The organism is Streptomyces sp. NPDC058401 (assembly GCF_042722885.1).
In the GTDB taxonomy this organism is placed as follows: Bacteria; Actinomycetota; Actinomycetes; order Streptomycetales; family Streptomycetaceae; genus Streptomyces.
In genome coordinates this window covers 1-19,377 of sequence record NZ_JBHXKA010000026.1, presented here as the reverse complement: position 1 = coordinate 19,377, position 19,377 = coordinate 1, and the positions used below count along the sequence as shown (strand labels likewise).

General features: G+C 72.8%; 13 protein-coding genes. 3 read left to right on the top strand and 10 right to left on the bottom strand.

Features of this window, described 5'->3' with window-relative positions; genetic code table 11:
• Positions 1-20: 20 nt before the first annotated feature.
• From ACFWNV_RS12515 to ACFWNV_RS12480, 8 genes are all read right to left on the bottom strand, one after another.
• A complete protein-coding gene (locus ACFWNV_RS12515; protein WP_383944687.1) occupies positions 21-1,268 on the bottom strand; it encodes a sensor histidine kinase in 1,248 nt (415 codons plus the stop codon).
• A gap of 5 nt (positions 1,269-1,273) precedes the next feature.
• Positions 1,274-2,023, bottom strand: coding sequence for a two-component system response regulator CseB (cseB, locus tag ACFWNV_RS12510; protein WP_383944685.1), 750 nt, complete (start codon positions 2,021-2,023; stop codon positions 1,274-1,276).
• A gap of 154 nt (positions 2,024-2,177) precedes the next feature.
• Entirely contained in the window at positions 2,178-3,557 is a 1,380-nt protein-coding gene (gene hemG, locus ACFWNV_RS12505) for a protoporphyrinogen oxidase (protein ID WP_383944680.1), read from the bottom strand.
• A gap of 67 nt (positions 3,558-3,624) precedes the next feature.
• Complete coding sequence (locus ACFWNV_RS12500) at positions 3,625-4,887, bottom strand: TIGR04053 family radical SAM/SPASM domain-containing protein (RefSeq protein ID WP_383944677.1); 1,263 nt, start codon at positions 4,885-4,887, stop codon at positions 3,625-3,627.
• Positions 4,884-5,609 (bottom strand): respiratory nitrate reductase subunit gamma, encoded by a 726-nt coding sequence (gene narI, locus ACFWNV_RS12495; protein ID WP_383944674.1) that lies wholly within the window; start codon positions 5,607-5,609, stop codon positions 4,884-4,886. Before narI ends, ACFWNV_RS12500 begins: the two co-directional genes overlap by 4 nt.
• Positions 5,609-6,313, bottom strand: a complete 705-nt coding sequence (gene narJ / locus ACFWNV_RS12490) for a nitrate reductase molybdenum cofactor assembly chaperone (RefSeq protein ID WP_383944671.1) — start codon at positions 6,311-6,313, stop codon at positions 5,609-5,611. The genes narI and narJ overlap by 1 nt, the downstream gene beginning before the upstream one ends.
• A gap of 11 nt (positions 6,314-6,324) precedes the next feature.
• Entirely contained in the window at positions 6,325-7,854 is a 1,530-nt protein-coding gene (narH, locus tag ACFWNV_RS12485) for a nitrate reductase subunit beta (RefSeq protein ID WP_383944669.1), read from the bottom strand.
• Between the two features lie 2 nt (positions 7,855-7,856).
• Positions 7,857-11,516 carry a nitrate reductase subunit alpha gene (locus ACFWNV_RS12480; RefSeq protein ID WP_383944832.1) on the bottom strand — a complete coding sequence of 1,220 codons (3,660 nt, stop codon included), beginning with the start codon at positions 11,514-11,516 and terminating at the stop codon, positions 7,857-7,859.
• A 302-nt stretch (positions 11,517-11,818) separates the two neighbouring features.
• On the opposite strand from ACFWNV_RS12480, the gene ACFWNV_RS12475 reads away from it, so the two are divergent.
• The gene (locus tag ACFWNV_RS12475) at positions 11,819-12,586 is read left to right on the top strand and encodes a YwiC-like family protein (RefSeq protein ID WP_383944667.1); all 768 of its coding nucleotides are present in this window, start codon (positions 11,819-11,821) and stop codon (positions 12,584-12,586) included.
• A gap of 28 nt (positions 12,587-12,614) precedes the next feature.
• Here ACFWNV_RS12475 and ACFWNV_RS12470 read toward each other — a convergent pair whose 3' ends face one another.
• Together ACFWNV_RS12470 and ACFWNV_RS12465 are read right to left on the bottom strand one after the other, a co-directional pair.
• Positions 12,615-13,496, bottom strand: a complete 882-nt coding sequence (locus ACFWNV_RS12470; protein WP_383944664.1) for a GNAT family N-acetyltransferase — start codon at positions 13,494-13,496, stop codon at positions 12,615-12,617.
• Positions 13,497-13,609: 113 nt separating this feature from the next.
• Positions 13,610-16,441, bottom strand: coding sequence for a YbhN family protein (locus tag ACFWNV_RS12465; protein ID WP_383944661.1), 2,832 nt, complete (start codon positions 16,439-16,441; stop codon positions 13,610-13,612).
• 178 nt (positions 16,442-16,619) lie between these two features.
• Here ACFWNV_RS12465 and ACFWNV_RS12460 point away from each other — a divergent pair, with 178 nt between their 5' ends.
• Together ACFWNV_RS12460 and ACFWNV_RS12455 are read left to right on the top strand one after the other, a co-directional pair.
• On the top strand, positions 16,620-16,967 hold the full coding sequence (locus ACFWNV_RS12460) for an MGMT family protein (protein ID WP_383944658.1): 348 nt from the start codon (positions 16,620-16,622) through the stop codon (positions 16,965-16,967).
• A 339-nt stretch (positions 16,968-17,306) separates the two neighbouring features.
• Positions 17,307-19,377 (top strand): UvrD-helicase domain-containing protein (locus ACFWNV_RS12455; protein WP_383944655.1); only part of this gene is annotated, 2,071 nt, incomplete at its 3' end.

Genomic DNA, 19,377 nt, shown 5'->3' with positions numbered 1-19,377 from the left:
GCCGACGAGCCGACGAGCCCTCAGCCCGGCAGGTGCAGCGTGGCGACGGCGCCGCCGTCCGGGGCGTTGGTGAAGCGGAGTTCGGCTCCGAGCACCCGGGCCTGGCCCACGGCGATGGTCAGGCCCAGGCCGTGGCCCGTACCGCGCTCCGCCGCGCCCGTCTGGAAGCGGCGCGGGCCGTCGCGCAGCAGGTGCGGGGGGAATCCGGGGCCGTGGTCGCGTACGACGACCGTACGGTCCTCGACGGTGACCCGCACCGGACCCTTCCCGTGCCGGTGGGCGTTGACGACGAGGTTGCCGACGATCCGTTCGAGGCGGCGCGGGTCGGTCTCCACCTTCTCGCCCTGACCGGTGACGTCGACCTCGGTGGTCAGGCCGGTGCGCGTCACCGCCTCGTCGACGACCGCGCCGAGCGGAACCCGGGCGCGGACCGGGAGTTCGGCGCCCGCGTCCAGCCGGGAGATCTCCAGGAGGTCCTCGACCAGCCCGCGCAGATCGCGTACCCGGGACCGGAGCAGGTCCTCGGTCTCGCCGGGCGGCAGCAGGTCCGCGGTGGCCAGCAGACCGCCGACGGGGGTGCGCAGCTCGTGGGCCACGTCGGCGGTGAACCGGCGCTCGTCGCGCAGCCGGCGGCCGAGGGTGTCGGCCATGCGGTCGACGGTGGCGGCGATGTCGTCCAGCTCGTCGCGGCCCCCGGTGATCCCGCTGCGGGCGTCGAGGTCCCCGGCGGAGATCCGGCCCGCGGTCTCGGAGACCAGCCGGAGCCTGCGGGCGAGCAGCCCGGCCCCGTAGGCCGCCAGGGGCGTGGCCACCGCGAGGACGACCAGCGAGGCCGCCACCATGGTCATGTCGAGCCGGCGCAGCCCGTAGAGCCCCGCGTTCATGCTGACGCGCAGGGCGAGCACGGGGCTGCCCGGGCCGCCGGTCCGCTGGGCGCCCCAGATGCCCGGGGGGATCTCCCCGTCGACACCCGGGTAGTAGGCCGTGTGCCGGAAGTCGTCGGCCACGTTCCGCAGGGAGGCGGGCAGGTCGGGGGGATCGAGCTCGGCGCCGTCCGAGAGCGTTCCGGTGCGCCGGTAGGTCTCCATGGCCGAGTACATGTTGTTGGTGGCGTGCATCTCCGCCTGTTCGCGGATGTCCCTCGCGGTCCACGCGTGCACCAGTACGCCGACCGCGACGGCGACCAGGCATCCGGTGGCCGCGGCCAGCGCGGCGATCTTCCAGCGCAGGGTCACGCGGCGCGGTCCGGGGCGGCGGAACGGATCCACCGCGCTCAGCGCCTGAGCTTGTAGCCGAAGCCGCGGACCGTTTCGATCCGGTCCCGGCCGAGCTTGCCGCGCAGCCGCTGCACGCACAGGTCCACGACCCGGCTGTCGCCGTCCCAGCCGTAGTCCCAGACGTTGCGCAGCAGGGTGTGCCGCTCCAGCACGGTGCCCGGGTGGGCGGCGAACTCCAGCAGCAGCTTCAGCTCGGTCGGGGTGAGCGCCACCGGGGTTCCGCCGACGGTCACGTCCAGGCCGCCGGTGTGCAGGGTCAGGTCCCCGAAGGTCAGCAGTTCGCCCTCGGACGGTCCGGGTTCCTGTTCGGCTGCCTGCCGGTCCTGCCCGGCCGCCGGGGCGGGGGCGTAGGTGGCGCGGCGCAGCAGCGAGCGGATGCGGGCCACGAGCACGTTGGTGTCCACGGGCTTGACCACGTAGTCGTCGGCGCCGGCCTCCAGACCGGCGACGATGTCCAGCCCGTCGCCGCGGGCCGACATCATCAGGACCGGGACCAGGCTGGTCTCCCGGACCTTGCGGCACAGGCCGATCCCGTCGAGGCCGGGCAGCATCACGTCGAGGATCAGCAGGTCGAAGTCCTCGTCGCGGAAGGATTCGAGGCCCGTGAGCCCGTCGGCGGCGGCCCGCACCGTGTATCCGTAGCGCTCCAGCGAGACGGCGAACGAGCGGCGCATCAGCTCGTCGTCCTCCACCAGCAGCACGCGAACGGGTCGCGGAGCGGCAGGAGCCGGGGTGGGGGTGGACACGGGGGACGACTCCTGTTCGGCGGGCGGGGCGGGTACTGAAGGAACGATAGGGCCGCGGAAGCCGTGATTCCCTTCATCGCGGCCCCGCGCACCGATCAGATGGCGAATCAAGCGCTCTCCGATACCCGCCCGATACGAAGGGCCAGGGGGCTCGCTACGGCTGCGTCAGGATCTGCTTCGCCGCCGCGCGTCCCGTGGCGACGCAGGCGGCCACGCCCACGCCCTCGTACGCCGCCCCGCACAGGGCGATGCCCGGGAGCTTGCCGGCGGCCTCGCGGATGCGGGCGACGCGCTCGCGGTGCCCGACGCCGTACTGGGGCAGGCCCCGGTCCCAGCGGGTGACGCGGGTGGCCAGGGGTTCGCCCATGGGGCCCACCGCGTGGTGGAGTTCGGCGATCGCCGAGCGGACCAGGTGGCGGTCGGGGCGTCCGAGCAGCTCGTCCTCGCCGATGCGGCCGATGGAGGCGCGGAGCACGAAGGTCTCGGGGGCCGCGTCGTGGAGCCAGGACCACTTGTTGGAGAGGAAGGAGGCGGCCTTCAGGGTGTGGCCGTCGACCGGCGGGACCAGGAAGCCGTTGCCCTGGGGGAGGAAGTGGGCCTGGGCGCGGGAGAAGGCCATGGTGATGACGGCCGTCGATGCGTGCGGGATCGAGGAGAGCTCGGCCTCGGCGATCGGGGAGTGCGGGCGCAGCAGCTCCGCCGCCGCGAAGGCGGGGAGGGCCAGGATGACCGCGTCGGCCTCCATCGTGAGCGCGCCGTCGCCGGTCATGGCCTGGACGCGCCAGCGGCCGTCGGCGACCCGCTGGAGCGAGCGGGCCGTCGTCCCGGTGAGGATGCGGGCTCCGCAGGCCTCCGCGACGGCCGCCGGGAAGCGCCCGGTGCCGCCGACGACGCCCTGGACGGCCACGGCGCCCGAGCGGGGGGCACCCGCCGCGCGCATCCGGCGCAGGGCCGGGAGGAGCGGGGTGCCCTGTTCGGCGAGGGCCGCGATGCGGGGCATGGCCGCGCGCAGCGAGAGCCGCTCGGCGAGGCCTGCGTAGACCCCGCCCAGCATGGGTTCGATGAGCCGGTCCACGGCCTCCTGGCCGAAGCGGCCGGCCAGGTATTCGGTGACCGAGCAGTCCTCGGTGAGCGGGGTGGCCGGGAGGGTTTCCTCGGCGGCGACCCGCCGGACGCCCTCGGGGGAGAGCAGTCCGGTGCCGACCAGCGCGGAGGGGTCGGTGGGGACGCCCATCACGTGTCCGGCGGGCAGCGGGCGCAGGGCGCCGTTGGTCCAGATGGTGGTGGGGGCCTTCGCGGGATCGCAGAGGGCCTCGCCGAGTCCGACGGCGGCGGCCAGTTCCACGGCTTCCGGGCGCAGGGCCATGAGGGATTCCGCGCCCTCGTCGACGGTGATGCCGGCGATGGTGCCGGTCCGGAGCTTCCCGCCGACCTTGGCGTGGCTCTCCAGGACGGTCACGTCGGCCTGGCCGCGCAACTGCCATGCGGCGGCCAGGCCGCTGATACCGCCACCGATGACGATCACTGAACGCATTGTGTTCTCCCGTGGCCGGAGCCGTGGTCGATATGTTCCCATATGAAACTTATGGGAGCGGGGTGGGTCAGCGCCTCATGCTTTCGGTCAAAGCCCTGAGGTCCTCCTGATAGGGGAAGCTGCCGGGCTCGTACGCGCAGTACGGATCCGCCTCCAGCACGTCGCGCGTGAAGCCGTACGCCCGCGAGCGCGATCCGCCGCACACCGTCTTGAACTCGCACGCCCCGCACTTCCCGCGCAGCAGCGAGGGGTCGCGGAGCTTGGTGAAGAGCGCCGAGCCCCGGTAGATGTCGGTCAGCGGGTGGTTCTTCACGTTGCCCGCGGACAGCGGCAGGAACCCGCTGGGGTGCACCTCGCCGGTGTGCGAGATGAAGACGAAGCCGCGGCCCGAGGAGACGTCCATGGGCGGCCGGCGCACGGCCCGCCGCTCCCCGTCGAAGACCCCCAGCTCGCGGGCGCGGGCCGTCAGGCGCGCGTAGAGCGGGCCCAGGACGGGCTTCTCGCCGCGCGCGTCCAGGACGGTGCGCTGGAGCACGACCCGCCGGAAGTGGTGGCCCTCCGTCGTCTTGGTGGCCATCACCGCCCCGCAGTCGTACAGGAAGTGCAGGACGTCCTCGATCTCGGCGGCGGTCAGCGAGTCCAGCTGTTCGCCGCGCCCGGTCGGGACCAGCACGAAGCCCGACCACAGCATCGCGCCCTCGCGCTTGACCAGCGCCGCGATATCGGCCAGGTCCTCCAGGCTGTCGCGGGTGACCGTGGTGTTGATCTGCACCTTGAGCCCGAGCTCCCGGGCGGCCCGCCAGCCCTCCAGCGTCCAGTCGTAGACCCCGGGCACCCCGCGGAAGGCGTCGTGCCGCTCGGCCGTCGAACCGTCCAGGGACAGGGAGAGCGCGATGGCCCCCGCTTCCCGCACCGCTACGAGGTTCTCCCGGGTCAGGGTCGGCGTACCCGAGGGGGACACCGCGACGCGCAGGCCGAGCGAGGTCCCGTACGCGACCAGGTCGGTGAGGTCGGCGCGCTGGAAGGGGTCCCCGCCGGTGATCACGAAGAGCGGGCTGGGCTTGCCGAAGGCGGCGATCTGGTCCATCACCCGGCGGGCGTCCGCCCCGTCGAGCTCCTCGGGGTGGCGCAGGGTCTGCGCCTCGGCCCGGCAGTGCAGACAGGCCAGCGGGCAGGCCCGGGTGGCCTCCCAGATGACGATGAAGGGCCGGTCGGAGACCGCGTGGCGCGGGCTGCGGACGACGGAGTGGGCGGGGCGGCCGTGCGCGGGGCCGGAGCGGGCGCTCGCGGGACCGGGCCGGTCGTTCGCGGGACCGGGGCGGGGATTCACGAGACCCGCTCCCAGCCGCGCTTGCTCGGGCGGTTGGCGAGCTGCTTCGGGTCCCGCTTGCGGTAGACCACGTACGGCCGGAACAGGTACTTCAGCGGCACCGAGAACATGTGCACCAGGCGCGAGTACGGGATCAGCGCGAACAGTGTGAAGCCGAACAGGATGTGGAGCTTGAAGGCCAGCGGGGCGCCCGCCATCAGCTGGTAGTCCGGGGTGAAGGTGAACAGGCTGCGGAACCACACGGAGATGCCGTCGCGGTAGTTGTAACCGTCCGTCATCCCGGCCGAGTTCAGCAGCGTCGCCGTCAGCCCGAGGATCATCGCGCCGAGCAGGAACGAGTACATCAGGTGGTCGCTGCGCAGCGTCGCCCGGCGCACGGCCGGCACCTTGAAGCGCCGGTAGACCAGGATCCCGATGCCCACGGCGGCCGCGACGCCCGCGACCGTGCCGGTGGTCAGTGCCAGCAGGTGGTACGCGTGGTCGCTCAGGCCCACCGCGTCCGTCCAGCTCTTCGGGACGAGCAGGCCGACCACGTGGCCCACGATCACGAAGAGCATGCCGAAGTGGAAGAGCGGCGAGCCGATGCGCAGCAGCCGCGACTCGTGCAGCTGCGAGGAGTGCGTGGTCCAGCCGAACTTGTCGAACCGGGCCCGCCAGACCGTGCCCGCGATCAGCAGGGCGATCGAGACGTACGGCAGTACGCCCCACAGGAGGAGGTCCATCAGGCGGGCATCCTTTCGGAGGCTACGGAAGCGGCGGAAGCCGTCGTGGGCCAGGGGAGGTCGGTCGGGGCGGCCGAGGGGAAGTCGTCGGGCATGTCGAGGCCCGGCCCGAAGGGCTCCAGCGCCGAGCCCGCGCCCACCAGCTCCTGCGGCGGCCCGTTCTTCGCGAGGGCCTTGGCCTCCGCCTTGGTCTCGGGGGAGGGTCCGGGCAGCGTCGCGCAGACGGCCTCCAGGACCCGGGCGTACGGGGACCCGGACTCGGTGAGCGCCAGGCGCAGCAGCTCCAGCCCGGCCCGGTGCTCCTGGAGCAGCCGGGTGCCGGCCTCCTCCTCGCGGGCGGCGAACTCCAGGGCCACCGGCAGGAAGTCGGGCAGCTCCTCGCCCGCGAACTCCAGCCCGAAGTCCCGGTAGATCCGCTTCAGCCGGACCAGGGACAGCCCGCGCCGGCGGGTGTCCCCGTCGACCCACCAGGTGAGGTAGAGGCAGCGCCGGTTGCGGGTGTCGAAGGTCGAGGTGTACTGGGAGCACAGCTCGATCGGGGTCTGCCGCTCGGCCTCGTCGAGGAACGCGCCGAGCAGTGCGGCCGGTTCGGCGGCCGCCCCGGCGAGGGCCGCACGGAGCCGCGGGAGTTCGTCGTGGAAGTAGTCGCCGGGGTACTGCAGTACGCAGCCCGCGACCAGGCGTACCAGTGCATCGCCACTCATCGGGTGCCGGATCACGGACGCCTCCTCGTATCCCCGAGGTTGAGCATCACCCGGGGTTCGGGGAGCGCGCCGACCGGGCAGCCCTGGTCCACGTCGCTCAGCGGGTGGGAGTCGGCCAGCGCGTCTGCCTCGGCGCGGGCGGCGCTGGGGACCACGAAGCGGTCCTCGATCTTGGCGATGGCGAGGAGGCGGAACATGTCCTCCATCTCCTGCCCGGACAGGCCGACGGCGTTCGCGATGGACTCGTCCCGCTCCTCGCCCAGGTTGACGCGGCGCATGTAGGCGCGCATCGCGGCCATCCGGCGCAGCACCGCCTCCACGGGCACGGTGTCACCGGCGGTGAGGACCTCGGCGAGGTACTCGACGGGGATGCGCAGGGACTCGATGGCGCCGAACAGGTTCCCGGCGTCCTCGCCGTCGCTGCCGGTGGCGGCGACCGCCTCGACGACGGGGGAGAGCGGCGGGACGTACCAGACCATCGGCATCGTCCGGTACTCCGGGTGGAGCGGGAGGGCGACCTGGTAGGTGGCGATCAGGTCGTAGACCGGGGAGTCGCGGGCCGCGTCGAGCCACTCGTCGGTGATGCCGGCCGCGCGGGCGGCGGCGATCACGGCGGGGTCCGCGGGGTCCAGGAAGCACTCCACCTGGGCGGGGTACAGATCGTGCTCGTCCTCGACCGCGGCGGCCTCGGCCACCTTGTCGGCGTCGTAGAGCATGACGCCGAGGTAGCGCATCCGGCCCACGCAGGTCTCCGAGCACACCGTCGGCATGCCGACCTCGATGCGCGGGAAGCAGAACGTGCACTTCTCGGCCTTGCCGGTCTGGTGGTTGAAGTACACCTTCTTGTACGGGCATCCGGTCACGCACATCCGCCAGCCGCGGCACTGGTCCTGGTCGACCAGGACGATGCCGTCCTCCTCGCGCTTGTACATCGCGCCCGAGGGGCAGGAAGAGACGCACGCGGGGTTGAGGCAGTGCTCGCAGATGCGCGGGAGGTAGAACATGAAGCTCTGCTCGAACTCGAAGCGGATCTTCTCGCCTACCGCGTCGCGGATCTTCTCGATGATCGGGTCCTGCGGGGCGTGCGTGGGCGCGCCGCCGAGGTTGTCGTCCCAGTTCGGACCCCACTCGATCTTGTCGATGGGCTCGCCGGTGAGCTGGGAGACGGGCCGGGCGGTGGGCATGTCGTCGCCCGCCGGGGCCTCGGTGAGGTTCTTGTACTCGTAGGTCCAGGGCTGGTAGTAGTCGTCGATCTCCGGCAGGTCCGGGTTCGCGAAGATCTTGCCCAGCTTGGCGAGCCGGCCGCCCGCCTTGAGGCGGAGCTTGCCGGAGCGGGTGCGCTCCCAGCCGCCCTTCCACTTCTCCTGGTCCTCCCAGCGGCGCGGGTAGCCCTGGCCGGGGAGGGTTTCGACGTTGTTGAACCAGACGTACTCGGTGCCCTGCCGGTTGGTCCACGCCTGCTTGCAGGTGACCGAGCAGGTGTGGCAGCCGATGCACTTGTCGAGGTTCATGACCATGGCTACTTGGGCCATAACGCGCACGATTAGAACTCCACCTTCTGGTCGCGGCGGCGGATGACCGTCACCTCGTCGCGCTGGTTGCCGGTCGGGCCGAGGTAGTTGAAGGCCCAGGTGAGCTGGGCGTATCCGCCGATGAGGTGGGTGGGCTTGAGCATCACCCGGGTCAGCGAGTTGTGGATGCCGCCGCGACGGCCGGTCTTCTCCGTCTTGGGGACGCCGACCGTGCGCTCCTGCGCGTGGTTCATGTAGACCGTGCCGGGCGGCATCTTGTGGGAGACGATCGCGCGGGCGGTGATCACGCCGTTGCGGTTGACCGCCTCGATCCAGTCGTTGTCCGCGACGCCGATCGCGTCGGCGTCCTGCGGGGACATCCACACCGTCTGGCCGCCGCGGCCCAGGGTCATCATGTAGAGGTTGTCCTGGTACTGGCTGTGAATCGCCCACTTGTTGTGCGGGGTCAGGTACCGGACCGCCACCGACTTGGCCTTCTCGTCGACGGTGCCGAGCTCGGGCTCCCCGTACAGGGTGTGCATGTTCAGCGGCGGCTTGTAGACGGGGAGGGACTCCCCGACCTCGTGCAGCCAGTCGTGGTCGATGAAGAAGTGCTGGCGGCCGGTGAGGGTGTGCCAGGGCTTGAGGTGCTCGGTGTTGATCGTGAAGGCCGTGTACCGGCGCCCGCCGGACTCCGAGCCCGACCACTCGGGCGAGGTGATCACCGGGACCGGGCGGGCCTGGGTGTCGGCGAAGGTGATCCGCTTGCCCTCGGCCTCGGCGGCCAGGTGGGCCATCGGGGTGCCGACCTTCTTCTCCAGGGTCTCGAAGCCCTGGGTGGCGAGGCGGCCGTTGCTGGTGCCGGAGAGGGAGAGGATCGCCTCGCAGGCCTGCTGCGCGGTCTCCAGGCGCGGGCGGCCGTCGGCGACGCCGCCGCGGACCGTGCCGTTCTTCGCGCCCAGGTAGGCGACCTCCTCGGCCACGTCGAAGGTGACCGCCTTCGTGGTCACGCCCAGCTTGTCGACGAGCGGGCCGAGCGCGGCGAACTTCTCGCCGACCGCCCCGTAGTCCCGCTCCACGACCGCCAGGTTGTACATGGTCCGGCCCGGTACGGGCTCGCACTCGCCCTTCGACCAGTCCAGCGCGACCCCGCCGGGCTGCGCCATCTCGCCGCCCGGGGTGTCGTGCTGCAGGGCGGTGGCGACCAGGTCCTTGCGTACGCCCAGGTGGGTCTTGGCGAGCTCGCCGAAGCGCTCGGCCAGGCCCTTGAAGGCGTCGTAGTCGGAGCGGGCCTGCCACGGCGGGTCCACGGCCGGGGTGAAGGCGTGCAGGAAGGGGTGCATGTCCGTGGAGGACAGGTCGTGCTTCTCGTACCAGGTGGCCGCGGGGAACACCACGTCGGAGAGCAGCGTCGTGGACGTCATCCGGAAGTCCATGGACATGAGCAGGTCGAGCTTGCCCTCCACGTCCTCCTCCCGGTACGTCACGTCCTTGGGCGTGCAGCGCGGCCCGTCCTCGGGCAGGTTGGAGTGGGTGCCCAGGAGGTGCTTGAGGAAGTACTCGTTGCCCTTGGAGCTGGAGCCCAGCAGGTTGGCCCGCCACACGTTCAGCACGCGCGGCCAGTTGTGCGGGGCGTCCGGGTCCTCGCCGGCGAAGCCGAGCGTGCCCTCCTTGAGCCGGCGAACCGTTTCCGCGATGGGGTCGGCCGCCTCGCCCAGCTCCAGCGGGTTGCGGTCGAAGGTCGGGTACGAGGGCATCCAGCCCATCCGGGTGCTCGCCGCCAGGCAGTCCGAGCCCGTCATGCCCTCGAAGGCGCCCGACGCGAGCGGAGAGGCCAGCGCCTCCGCGGGCAGGGTGTCGTAGCGCCACTGGTCGGTGTGCAGGTAGAACCAGGCCGCGCCGATCATCTGGCGCGGCGGGCGCGACCAGTCGGAGGCGGCGGCCAGCGTCGCCCAGCCGGTGACCGGACGGCACTTCTCCTGGCCGACGTAGTGGCCCCAGCCGCCGCCGTTGCGGCCCTGGCAGCCGGTGAGGGTGAGCAGGGCCAGGAAGGAGCGGTAGATGGTCTCCGAGTGGAACCAGTGGTTGGTGCCGGCGCCCATCAGGATCATGCAGCGGCCGTTGGACTGCTCGGCGGTCTGCGCGAACTCCCGCGCCACGCGCGCCGCCTGGGCCGCCGGGACCGAGGTCAGCGACTCCTGCCAGCCGGGGGTGCCCGGGGCGCTCGCGTCCTCGTAGCCGGTGGGCCACACGCCGGGCAGGCCCTCGCGGCCGACCCCGTACTGGGCGAGCATCAGGTCGAAGACGGTCGTGACGAGCCGGTCGCCGCCGGCGGTCGCGAGACGCCGTACGGGCACGCCGCGGCGGATCGTGCCGCGCGGCTTCCCGTCCTGGTCCATGCCCCGCTCGTCGTCCTCGAAGCGGGGGAGGACGATCTCCACGCTCTCGTCGGCGGTGCCGTGGAGGGTCAGCCGCGGGACGGTGTCACCGAGGTCGAGGTTCCACTCGGGCTTCTCGTTCTTGCCCCAGCGGTGGCCGAGCGTGCCGTTCGGCACGACGGCCTCGCCGGTCGTGTCGTCGACCAGCACGGTCTTCCACTGCGCGTTCTCCGCCTCCTGGCCGAGATCGGCGGCGGTGACGAACTTCCCGGGAACCAGGCCCTGTTCGGTTTCGGTGAGGGACACCAGGAAAGGCAGGTCCGTGTACTGGCGGACGTAATCCGTGAAGAAGGGGGTCTGCTTGTCGACGAAGAATTCCTTGAGGATGACGTGGCCCATCGCGAGGGCCAGCGCACCGTCGGTACCGGGGTGCGGGTGCATCCATTCATCGGCGAATTTGGTGTTGTCCGCGTAATCCGGGGAAACGGTGACGACCTTCTGGCCGCGGTAGCGGGCCTCGGCCATCCAGTGGGCGTCCGGGGTGCGGGTGACGGGGACGTTCGAGCCCCACATCATCAGATAGGCGGCGTCCCACCAGTCGCCCGACTCGGGGACGTCCGTCTGGTCCCCGAACACCTGCGGGGAGGCCACCGGGAGGTCGGCGTACCAGTCGTAGAAGGACAGCATCGGCGCGCCTATGAGCGAGTGGAAGCGGGCGCCGGCCGCGTGCGAGGCCATCGACATCGCCGGGATCGGCGAGAAGCCCGCCACCCGGTCCGGGCCGTGCTCCTTGATCGTGTGCACGTGCGCGGCGGCGACGATCTCCGTCGCCTCCTCCCACGTCGCCCGCACCAGCCCGCCCTTGCCGCGCGCCTGCTGGTACGTACGCCGGCGGACCGGGTCGGACTGGATGTCGGCCCAGGCCTCGACCGGGTCCCCCAGGCGCGCCTTGGCCTCGCGGTACATCTCCAGCAGGGTGCCGCGCACGTACGGGTAGCGCACCCGGGTGGGGGAGTAGGAGTACCAGGAGAACGAGGCGCCGCGCGGGCAGCCGCGGGGCTCGTACTCGGGGCTGTCGGGGCCAACGGAGGGGTAGTCGGTGGACTGGGTCTCCCAGGTGATGATCCCGTCCTTGACGTAGACCTTCCACCGGCAGGACCCGGTGCAGTTCACGCCGTGGGTGGAGTACACGACCTTGTCGTGGCTCCACCGGTCCCGGTAGAAGGCCTCCGCCGCACGGCCGCCGGTGTGGTGGACGGTCCGCAGGTCGTCCGAGACCTCGGCGGTCCGGAAGAAGCTGCCCGCCTTGATCAGCGATTCGACGGCGTCCTGGTGTCGGTCGCGTACGTCGCGTCCGTCGCGGTCTTCGCGTTCGTGGCGCTCGTGCAAGGCGACCCTCCAGGCCGGAATAAAAGGCGGTGCGTGAGGTCCGGGCAAGAAGACCCAGACACGACGCTACGCCCGGCGCGGAGGCGAATCCGATGACAAAGGTCCCGTACGGGCGTGACCTAATCCCGGTCTTTCACAGGCCGAGTGGATGCACGCTGGAAGAGGTCAACTCCGTTGCAGAGGCGGAAAATTACGCGTCCGAATACCAGTTATCCGGATTTCGACGAGTGGAAGGCTTCGCCGAGGTGTCCCGGAACAGGGGAAAGAAAACGGCCTGGATCCCGGACCAGCACGGGGCCTGGGCGATGCTCACGGTGCCCTTCCTCGCGGGTGCGTTCCTCTCGCCGCATCCCGGAGCGCGGCACGCCCTGCTCCTGGCGGCCTGGCTCCTCGGCTACGCCGCGGTCTTCCACGCCCAGCAGTGGCTGCGCCTGCGCCGGGTCGCGGCCCGGCGCCCTCAGGTGGCCCGGCGGCACGTCCGCCCGGCGCTCGTCCTCGGTGCGGCGACCGCCCTGGCGGGCATCCCGCTCGCGGCGCTCCACCCCTGGCTGCTGCTCGCGGGCGCGGCGGCGGCGCCCTTCGTGGCCGTGAACTCCTGGTTCGCGCACGCCAACCGCGAGCGGGCCCTGGTCAACGGGCTGGTCGCGGTGGTCCCGGCGTGCGGAATGCTGCTGGTGGCCGCCCGGCTGGGCGGCGGCGGACTGCCGTGGGCGCCCGCCGCCGCCTGCCTGCTGTACTTCGCGGGCACGGTCCCGTACGTGAAGACGATGATCAGGGAGCGCAACTCCCCTACGTACTACTGCGGTTCGGTGGCCTACCACGCGGTGGCCACCGCCCTGGCGGCCTGCCTCTCCCCGTGGCTGGCCCTTCCCTTCGCGGCCTACCTGGCCCGGGCCGCCGCGCTCCCCGGCCGCGGGCTCAAGGTGGCGGTGGTCGGAGCCGTCGAGATCGTGGGGTCGGCGGCCCTGCTGGCTTCGCTGCTGCTGGTCTTCTAGTGCTTCGGAGAGGTGCGCCGGGGCCGCGTCAGAGGGGCAGCGAGCGGAACTCGTCCAGGACGGCGAAACCGGTGCTGTCGTACAGGCTCATCGCCACCTCGTTGCCGCCGAAGACGTTGAACATCATCACCTCGTCGCCGCCCTGCCGGGTGGCCCACTCGCCGACGGCCATCGCGGCCCGCCCGTAGCCCTTGCCGCGGTGCTCCTCGTACACCTCCAGCGAGAAGCCGAAGGTGACGCCCGGCAGGAAGCCGTGGTTCACCCAGCCCGTGCCGATCACCTGCCCGTCCGCCTCCATCGCGTAGAAGGCGTGCCCGGGGGTGCGGTGGCCCTGCGGGAGGGACCGGGCGAAGTCCTCGTCGGACTTGGCCCTGGCCTGCTCCGGGGTCAGGGCCCCGGCCCGGACGATGTCCGCGACGTACGCGGCCTCCTCGGCGGCGTACCAGGCGGGGTACTCCTCCTCGGTGAGCGGGCGGACGCCGAGGCCCGGCGGCAGGACCGGCCGCTCGGCGGCGGCCCGCATCCGGTTCTGGCCCCGCACGGGGTAGCCGGCGAAGACCGCGTGCGAGGGGTCGGCGGCGCCGCCGAGCCGGACCTCCACCCGCCCGGCGCCCCGCTCGGCGCACCAGCGCTCGGCCCACGCACGGGCGTACTCCGCGGAAGGGCCCGGCTCCGCCGTCAGATCGTGGATCCGGCCCACGACCGCCCCGTTGTCCTCGGACACCCCGACCGCGATCCATCCGGCGCCGTCCGCGGCCACCGTCCAGCCGTCGACACCCTTCAGCGCCCGCTCCAGCAGGGCCCGGGCGAGGGGCTCCGAACAGCCCGCGGCCCGGTACCCGGCGAGGACCCGCTCCTCGAAGCCGGCCCGCCACTCGCTCTGGTCGGTGACGACCTGTATTCCGTTCATCCGGCCAGCCTAGGCAGGGCCGCCGACAGGACTCCAGGGGATTTGGACCGGCGGGGGGATGCGGGCCGCCGGGAGGACGCACGCCGCCGGGGGGATGCGGACCGCCCGGATGTTCAGATCGCTTCCTTGCGGGTCAGGAAGTTGAAGGAGATCCATCCCGGCAGCACCGGCAGCCAGAAGGTCACCACGCGGAACAGCAGCACCGCCGAGAACGCCACCTGGCCGTCCAGGCCCGCCGCGACCAGGCCCAGGGTCAGAGCGCCCTCCACCGCTCCGATGCCGCCCGGCGTCGGAGCGGCCGAACCCAGGGCGTTGCCCGCCAGGAAGACCACCGCGATGCTCGCGTAGCTGATGGCCTCGCCGCCGCCGAAGGCACGGATCGAGGCGTCCAGGCACATCACGAAGCAGCCCGTCAGCAGCAGCATCCCGCCGATGCCGGTCAGCAGCTTCTGCGGCCGCTGGAGCACGTCCAGCATGCGCGGCACCACTCCCGCGAACAGGGCCCGCACCCGGGTCGCCACGAACTTGCGCAGGAAGGGCACGGCCGTGACCACCAGCACCAGCACGGCCACCGTCAGCAGACCCGCGATGACCGTCCTCGACGGGGTCATCTCGGGGGTCTTCTCGGTCCCCGTCAGATAGCCGAAGGACAGCAGCAGCAGGATGTGGCTCGCCAGCCCGAACAGCTGCGAGGCGCCCACACTGGCCACCGCCAGCCCCGGCCGGATGCCGGCCCGCTGGAGGAAGCGGGTGTTCAGCGCGACACCGCCGACCGCCGCCGGAGCCACCAGCTTCACGAAGGATCCGGCGACCTGCGCCAGTACCGTCCGCAGGAACGGCACCCGCTCGGGCACGAAGCCCAGCAGGCTCATCGCCGCCGCGAAATAGGTGAGCGCCGAGAAGGCGAGCGCCACCCCGACCCAGCCCCACTGCGCGTCGCCGATGGTGGTGGCGAAGTCCACGTGCGCGATCTGCGTGACCAGGAAGTACGCACCGAACGCGCCCGCGATGAACGACACCAGCGTGCGCGGCCGGATCCGCTCCAGCCGGGCCGGCTCCACCGGCGCCTGCGGGCGGATCAGCAGCACCTGCTGGCGGATCTGGCTCAGCAGATCCTCCTCGCGGGCCCCGTCGAGCGCGTCGTCCAGGGCCTTCTTCTCGGCCTTCTTCTCGACCTTGTCGATGGCGGAGCGCGCCGAGGAGGAGTCCGCCCCGCGCGCGGCCTTCGCCGCCCGCGAGGACTCCAGTACGGCCTCCCGCTCCCGGTCCGCCCGCTCCCGCGCCAGCTTGCGCAGCGTCGCCCGGGTGGAGCGGCTCAGCGCGATCGGCTGGAGCAGCGGCAGACAGTCCGCCACCGCGTCCGGGCCGAGCACCGACACCGCCGAGGCCACCGAACGCTGGGCGCCGACCCGCAGGCCGAGGGTGGTGAGCAGCTGCGCGATGTCCATGCGCAGCACGAGGTCGCCGGCCGCGATCTCGCCGCCGCGCAGGTCGGTCAGGGTGATGGTGGCCGCCGGGGCGCCGTCGCCGGCGCTGCCGGAACGATCCACCACGAGGGCGTCCCCGGTCAGCCGCCGGTGTGCGATCCGCCGCGACTGCAGGGCCCGTACCTGCTGCCAGGCGTTGCGGCTCAGCTCGTCGGTGATCTCCTCGTCGGCCAGCGAGTCCAGGCTGCGACCGCCCAGGTGCTCGTATACGAGCATCACGGCGTCCGGACCCAGCTCGGAGGTGGCGATGAGCTTGGGCGCGTTGGCACCGGCCGCGATGGCCGCGTACGCGAGCAGCGCCTCCTGCTCCAGCGCCTGGCGCAGGGACTGCAGACTGCGCCGGGTGGTGATCCCGCGCAGCGTGAGGCGGCGCCAGACCCGGTAGTAGAAGCCCTGGGCCTGCTGCTCCCGGTCCACGACGGTGACGTCGAGCGGCGGGCCCTCCTCCAGGGTGACGTGGTAGCGCCGCCCGCGGTCGCTGACCTCGGTGCTGTCGCCGCCTTCCGGGGACTCCGCGCGCATCGCGCTGACCGGCTGGAAGCCGACCCGGCGCAGGCCCGCGAGGAGGTTCTGCCCGGTGGGGCGGACGTTCGGCGAGCCGACCGCGTACAGGGTTCCGTACGCGACGCTCCAGCCGATCAGCACGGTCAGGATGATCGAGAACGGGGTGGTGTAGCCGCCGACCAGCATCGCGAAGGCGTCCAGCAGCAGGACCACCCACAGCGCGACGCGCCAGCGCGGGCGCCGGGTCATCCCGACGGCGGTCATGTACGCGATCACGGGCGCGAGGTAGCCGTGCACCGGATCCGTGAGGGCCCCGCCGGCCCCGGTGGGGCGGGTGAGGGCTTCCTGGATGGTCTCGGGGGCTCCCTGGGAGACCCACAGGTCGGTGGCGAGGGTGACCCCGTGCGCGAGGACGGCGGCGAGCACGCCGTCGGCGATGCGCAGCCCGTCGCGTTTGATCAGCCGCTCGATGGCGAAGGCCACGGGGACGAGGAGCACCGCGATGCTCGACACCAGACCGGCGACCTTGATCAGCACGTCGGGCGCCTGCCCGGTGCCGTTGCTGATGTCGGCCTCCAGACCCGCGGTGGTGCCGTGGGCGAAGGCGGCGATGGCGAGGACGACGGCGATGCCGAGGACCCCGACGAGGAGGCGTACGAGGTCGGAGGGGCGGTGCACGCGGGCGGCGAGCAGCGGCTCGTCGACCTCGACCTGGTCGGCGGCCGTCGGGGTGTGGCCGTGCGGGGTCTCGAGGTCGTCGGGGACCGGGGCGGGGGCGGGTTTCTGCGCCGGTGCCGCTTCAGCTTCCGGTGCCGTATCCGCTTGCGCTTGCGCTTCCGCTTCCGGAGACAGGGGCAGGGGCGAGCCGGCGTGCATATCGTCCTCGCGACCCGGTGGCGGGCCTTCGTCTGCGCGCGCGCCGTCGTTCGTCGCCGCGCCGTCCGGAGGACTCACACCCTGCTCCCTTCCCGTCACTTCCGTCTCTTCTTGATCACGTATCACGCGTCACCGCCCGGAAGATGGTGGCACGGACCGGCGCCCCCGGGGGGCAGCAGGGTGCGAGCCGGTCCGGAACACGGGCTTCCACGCGCTTGCCGCCCCCTTGTCGGTCCGGTGCGGCACCATGGGCCGAATGAGCGAAGAGCTGCCGCCGTACGCGGAGCGGGTGCTGGAGGCGGCCGAGCGGATTCCGCCCGGCCGGGTGATGACGTACGGCGACGTAGCGGAGTGGCTCGGGGAGGGCGGACCCCGCCAAGTCGGCCGCGTCATGGCCCTGTACGGGGGAGCCGTGCCCTGGTGGCGGGTGGTGCGGGCGGACGGCCGCCCGCTGCCCGGCAGCGAACCGCGGGCGCTGGAGAACTACCGCGCCGAGGCCACCCCGCTGCGCCTGACCGGCGACGGCGAACCGCGGCTCGACATGCGGCGGGCGCGCTGGGACGGGGACGGCGGGGACGCAGCGCGGGACGAAGGTCACATGTGACAGCTTCGGCCATGCGCGGCCCGGAGGGGTGGTCGAAGGGACGTGCGAAGCCCCGTACGGGGGACGCGTGGGACCGGATGGCAGTGAGGACGGCAGTACCGGGGAAACTGCGCCCGCCGCGCGCAGTGCCGTAGCGTTGCCTCTTCGGCTCCGGCTCAGGCCGCCGTTTCGGCCAAGGCTCCGGCCAAGGCTTCGGCTCCGGCCTCGGCCAGGGCTCAGGCCTCGGCCAGGGCTCAGGCTTCGGCTTCGGCCGCGGCCACCGCCCGGGCCGTCACCACAGCAGCAACCGCTGCGGCAGCGACCGCCGCAACGGCAGACCCACCAGGACCGGCACCCCACGTGAACACCTCTTCCTCCGACGGCCACCGCACCGAGCGGCGGCGTGCGCGGACCCCGGACGCGTACCGCCTGGTGCGTACCGGTGCGGAGCGGGTGGATCCTCCTGTGCTGGACGCAGCACAGCGCGCGGTGGTTGAGCACACCGGCGGTCCGCTGCTCGTCCTGGCCGGACCGGGCACCGGAAAGACGACCACGCTGGTCGAGGCGGTCGCGGCCCGCGTGGAGTCCGGAACCGACCCCGCACGCATCCTGATCCTCACCTTCAGCCGCAAGGCCGCGGTGGAACTGCGCGACCGGACCGCCCTGCGCCTCGGCGGCGCACGCGCCCCGCAGGCCACCACCTTCCACTCCTTCTGCTACGGACTGGTCCGCTCCCACCAGGACGCGGAACTCTTCGCGGACCCGCTGCGCCTCCTGTCCGGCCCGGAGCAGGACGTCATGGTCCGTACCCTCCTCGAAGGCCAGCGCCGGATCCGCTCGATCCGCTGGCCCGACGACCTGCGGGCCGCACTGACCACGCGCGGCTTCGCGGACGAGGTCCGCGCGGTGCTCGCCCGCGCCCGCGAACTGGGCCTGGGCCCCGAAGCCCTCTCCGACTTCGCGTCCCGCCTCGGCCGGCCGGACTGGAAGGCGGCGGCGGCCTTCCTCGCCGAGTACCTGGACGTCCTGGACCTCCAGGGCACCCTCGACTACGCGGAACTCCTCCACCGCGCCGTCCTCCTGGCGGAACGCACCCCCTCCCTCTCGTCCCTGTACGACGTGATCTACGTGGACGAGTACCAGGACACCGACGCCTCCCAGCTGCGCCTGCTGCGCGCCCTGGCCGGCCCCGCCGGCCGGCTGACCGCCTTCGGTGACCCCGACCAGTCGATCTACGCCTTCCGCGGCGCGGACATCAACAACATCCTCGACTTCGAAACCTCCTTCCCCGGAGCCGAGGTCCGCGCCCTCACCACCTCCCGCCGCTCCTCCTCGGCCCTCCTGGCCGCCACCCGCCACCTCACCACCCGCATGGCGCTGCCGCGCCTGCCCTCGGCGGCGGTACGGGCCCACCGCGCGCTCGCCTCGACCCGCGAGGGCGGCCGCGTCGAGGTGTTCACCTACCCCACCGCCGGCGCGGAACTGGACAACATCGCCGACATCCTGCGCCGGGCCCACCTGGAAGAGGGCGTGCCCTGGCAGGACATGGCCGTCCTGGTCCGCGCGGGCGGCCGCACCCTCCCCCAGATGCGCCGCGCCCTGATCGCAGCGGGAGTCCCGGCCGAAACCGACGGCACGGACTCCCCCCTCCGCCACGAACCGGCCATAGCCCCCCTCCTCACCGCCCTCCGCACCCTCGCCGAATCCGCCCTCCCCCCCAACGCCACGGACACCGAACCAGCCGACCCGGAGCCCGCACCCGCCCCGGCCGGGGCTGAGGTCATGCCCGCCGACGGTGTCGGAGCGAGCGGTCGCGCTGACATCCCTGGCACGGCCGCCGTCCTTGCCGCCGAGGGCGGCACCGTGCCGCCCGGCCAGGGGGCCGCACCCGGCTCCGCCGGGGCTGAGGACGTGCCCGCCGACGGTGTCGGATCGGCGCCCGGCGCCGAGACTGCCGACGCGAGCGTCCCTGCTGGCACCCCCGGGGTGGCCGGCACGGCCACCGCCCTTGCCGCGGAGGGCGGCGCCGACCGGCCCGGCCTGGAGGCCGTGCCTGACCCCGCCGGGGCTGAGGGCATGCCCGCCGACGGCACCGCCTCCGCGCCCGGCGCCGAGGCTGCCGGTGTGGGCGGGCTTGCTGCCGCACCTGGTGCGGCCGGCACGGCCACTGCCCTTGCCGTCGAGGGCGGCACCGGGCTGTCCGGCCCGGAGGCCGTGCCCGGCTCCGCCGGGGCTGAGGGCGTGCCCGGCGACGGTGTCGCAGCGAGCGGTCTCGCCGGCACCCCTGGGGCGGCCGCCGTTCTTGCCGCCGAGGGCGGCGCCGGGCCGGCCGGCCCGGGGGCCGTGCCCGGCTCCGCCGGGGCTGAGGGCGTGCCCGGCGACGGTGTCGCAGCGAGCGGTCTCGCCGGCACCCCTGAGGCGGCCGCCGTTC